We start from the raw sequence: 3,471 nt of genomic DNA on the forward strand, positions 1-3,471 counted from the left end.
GACGGCCGCCGCGGAGCGCCCTCGCCGGCCCCCGCCCGAGCCCGGCCTCCCACCCGCGGTGCTCCCCGCCGATCCCGACCTCGCCGCCGCGCACCTGCTCGTCGACGCCGCGCGCCTGCCGGAGGCGCTCGCCGCGGTCGACGACGCCGTCCGCCGGCGGCCGCTCGATCCGGACGCGCACTTCGAGCGCTCCGTCGTGCTGACCGAGCTCGGCCGCCTCGAGGACGCCGAGGAAGCGTGCCGGCGCGCGCGGTACCTCGCCCGCGGGCAGCCGTTCGTCCACTTCTTCACCGCGCTCCTGCGCATCCGCCGCGGCGACCTCCGCGGCGCCGCCGGTGCGTTCCGGACGGCGGCGGCGCTCGCGGCGCGGGTGCCGCCCGGGACGCCCCTGGCGCTGTCGCATGGGATGACCGCCGGTGCGCTGCGCGAGGCGGCGCGGTTCCACCTGTCGCGCCTCGTGGGGGATGGCCCCCCGCTCCCCTGACGCTACGTTGAACGTGGAGGGAGGAGGCGAGTCGACACGTGCCCCGGGACCGAACCGAGGAGGGCGAGGAGCGGCGCGCGGCCGGCGTGCTCGCGGAGCGCGCCCGCGCCCTCGCGGTGCCGCCTGCCCCTCCCCTGGCCGAAGGGGAGCGGCTCGACGTGGTGGCGTTCGAGGCAGGGCCCGAGCGCTACGCCGTGACCCTCGGCGCGGTGCTGCGCGTCGAGCGCGTCGGCGCGGTGGCGCGAGTGCCGGGGGCGGCCGCCGACGTCGTCGGCGTCATGTCCGTGGACGGGCGTCCCTGCCCGCTCGTGGACGCCCCCGCGCTCCTCGGCGGCGGCGCCGCCGCGGCGCCCCGGCGCTGGGCGATCGTGCTCGGCCGGCGCGCGCCGGAGCTCGCGCTCGCCGCGGACGTGATCGACGTCCTGCGCATCGCGCGCGCGGAGCTGCACGAGGCGGCGCCGCCGCTGCTCGGCACGACGGGAGCGGCGCGGGTGGTCCTCGACGGCGCCGCGCTCCTCGGCGACGCGCCGCCGGGCCCCGGAGGCGACGGCCCGTGACGCGCGACCTGCCCTTCCACCGCTCGCTCACGTTCCGGCTGTCGGGCCTCGGCCTCGTGCTCTTCCTCCTCGCCGCGTTCGCCCTGTGGAGCAGCGTCCAGATCGTCCGGCGCGTCGGGTCCGACGGCGCGCTCCTGCACGAGATGTCGAACGGCACGGTGCACTACGCGCAGCTCGTGGCCCTCGCCCACCTCCGCGCCGCGGCGCGCGCCGAGGACACGCCCGCGCTGCGCTCCCGCATCGAGGAGCGCGTCCAGGCGCTGGACAGGTGGTTCGAGGCGCTCCGCCGCGGGGACCGCGCCGCCGGGGTGGACGCCCTCGACGACCCCGGGCTGCTCGCCGCGCTCGACGCGCCCGAGCGGGCCTGGCGCGAGGGCGTCCGGCCCATCCTCCTGCGGCTCGCCTCGGGAGGCCCCGCCGCGCCCGGCGAGCTCGACGCGCTGGATCGGAGGACGCTCGACGCCGCCTCCGAGCTCGAGCGCTGGATGCGCTCGGCGCAGGGGCAGCTCGCGGGCTCGGTCGAGGCGCGCCAGCGCTGGGCGTTCCTCCTCTTCGCGCTCCTCCTCGCCGGGGTCGCCGCCACCGTGCTCGCGGCGCGGAGGGTGGCGCAGCGCATCGCGACGCTCTCCTCCGCGGCGCAGCGCGTGGCGGCGGGCGAGGAAGGCGTGGCGATCGCGGTGGGGGGCGGCGACGAGCTCTCGCTCCTCGGCCGGGCCTTCGAGGACATGACCCAGAAGCTGCGCCGCAACTTCGCGCTGGAGCGCGACGCGCGCGCGAAGCTCGAGGAGATGTTCCGCGCGGTCGGCGAGACCGCCGCGCGGCTCGCCACCGCGGCGAACGAGATCCTCGCCAGCACGGCGCAGCAGACCTCCGGCGCGCAGCAGCAGCTCGCGGCGGTCTCGGAGACGATGACCTCCCTCGACGAGGTCGCGCGCTCCTCGGAGCGGGCGGCCGACCGCGCCCGCGAGGCCGCCGACATCGCGCGCCACTCCGACGAGCTGTCTCGCACGGGCCACGGCGCGGTGGACGAGGCCGTGGACGTGATCGGCCGCGCGAAGGAGCAGGCCGACGGCGTGGCTCGGAGCATCCTGGAGCTGGCGGAGCAGGCCAACGCGGTCGGCGACATCACCGGCCTCATCGACGATCTGGCGGAGCAGACGAACGTGCTCGCGCTGAACGCGGCGATCGAGGCGACGCGCGCGGGCGAGCACGGCAAGGGGTTCTCGGTGGTGGCCGCCGAGGTGAAGTCGCTCGCCGAGCAGTCGCGGCGGGCGACCGCGGAGGCGCGCCAGGTGCTCGGGGACGTGCAGAAGCGCGCGAACCGCTCCGTGCTCTCCACCGAGGAGAGCACGCGGAGCCTCGAGGCGGCGGTGCGGGCCGCGCAGCACGCGGGCGCCGTGATCCGCGACCTCGCCGAGCTCGGCGCGCGGCTCTCGGGGGCGGTCCAGGAGATCGCGGACTCGACCGCGCAGCAGGCGACCGGGATCGGCCAGATCACGCAGGCGGTCCGCGACATCAGCAACGTCGCGAGCCAGTACGTCACGTCGACGAAGCAGTCGGAGCTCGCCGTCCGCGATCTCACCGCGCTCGGCGAGCGGCTCCGCCAGCTCCTCGTCACCACGTCGCGGTGACGCATGGACCGCGACGCCCTGCTCGAGTCGTTGCGCGGCGCGCTCGCGACCGACCTCGCGGAGCAGGTCCCCGTGCTCGAGGAGGGGCTCGTCGCGCTGGAGAAGGCGGAGCCCGGGCCGCCGCGCGACACCCTCCTCGCCGACGTGTTCCGCGCCGCGCACGGGCTCAAGGGGTCCGCCCGCGCCGCCGGCGCGGGCCCGATCGAGGCGACCTGCCACTCGATGGAGTCGCTGCTCGGCGCGGCGCGCGATCAGGGGCGCCCGCTCGGGCCGGAGGACTTCGCCGCGCTGCTCGCCGCGGTGGACGCGCTCGCCGAGGCCCAGAAGCGGCTCGCCGAGGCGCCGCTCACGGAGATCGAGGAGGCCCCGTTCGCCCGGGCGCGGGAGCTGCTGCGGGAGAGGACGGAGGGTGAGCCGAGCCCAGCCGCGATCGCGACCCCAGCCCCGACCCCGACCCCGAGCCCGAGCCCGACCCCGATCCCGACCCCGACCTCGACCTCGACGCCGGCTCCGTCGCCCCCGCCCTCCACCCCACCCACGACCGCTCCCGCGCCTCCCCCGCCCTCCGACGCCGCTCGGCCGCGCCGGGCCGGCTCCCTGCGCCTCGCCCCCGAGCGACTCGACGCCATCGCGGTCGCGGGCGGAGCGCTGCTCGATTCCGCCACCCAGGCCGAGGCGCGCGCGACGCGCGCGGACGAGCTCGCCCGGGAGGTGCGGAGGCTCCGCAGGGCCCTGCGCGCCGCCCGGCCGATCCTGGTGCGCGCGGCGGCCGTCCAGCGCGGGCGCGCCGCCGTGGAGG

General features: G+C 78.2%; 4 protein-coding genes. All 4 read left to right on the top strand.

Translation table 11 applies throughout. The features are described 5' to 3' along the window. Positions 1–484, top strand: a 484-nt coding sequence (locus MNZ29_RS23720; RefSeq protein ID WP_242357040.1) for a tetratricopeptide repeat protein, incomplete at its 5' end; no start/stop codon positions are given. 38 nt (positions 485–522) lie between these two features. After that, positions 523–1,041 carry a chemotaxis protein CheW gene (locus MNZ29_RS23725; RefSeq protein WP_242341539.1) on the top strand — a complete coding sequence of 173 codons (519 nt, stop codon included), beginning with the start codon at positions 523–525 and terminating at the stop codon, positions 1,039–1,041. After that, positions 1,038–2,672, top strand: coding sequence for a methyl-accepting chemotaxis protein (locus MNZ29_RS23730; RefSeq protein ID WP_242341538.1), 1,635 nt, complete (start codon positions 1,038–1,040; stop codon positions 2,670–2,672). Before MNZ29_RS23725 ends, MNZ29_RS23730 begins: the two co-directional genes overlap by 4 nt. 3 nt (positions 2,673–2,675) lie before the next feature. Continuing rightward, the coding region (locus tag MNZ29_RS23735) for an Hpt domain-containing protein (RefSeq protein ID WP_242357042.1) at positions 2,676–3,471 on the top strand (796 nt) is incomplete at its 3' end.

The organism is Anaeromyxobacter sp. SG64 (genome assembly GCF_022690745.1).
Taxonomy (GTDB): Bacteria; Myxococcota; Myxococcia; order Myxococcales; family Anaeromyxobacteraceae; genus Anaeromyxobacter; species Anaeromyxobacter soli.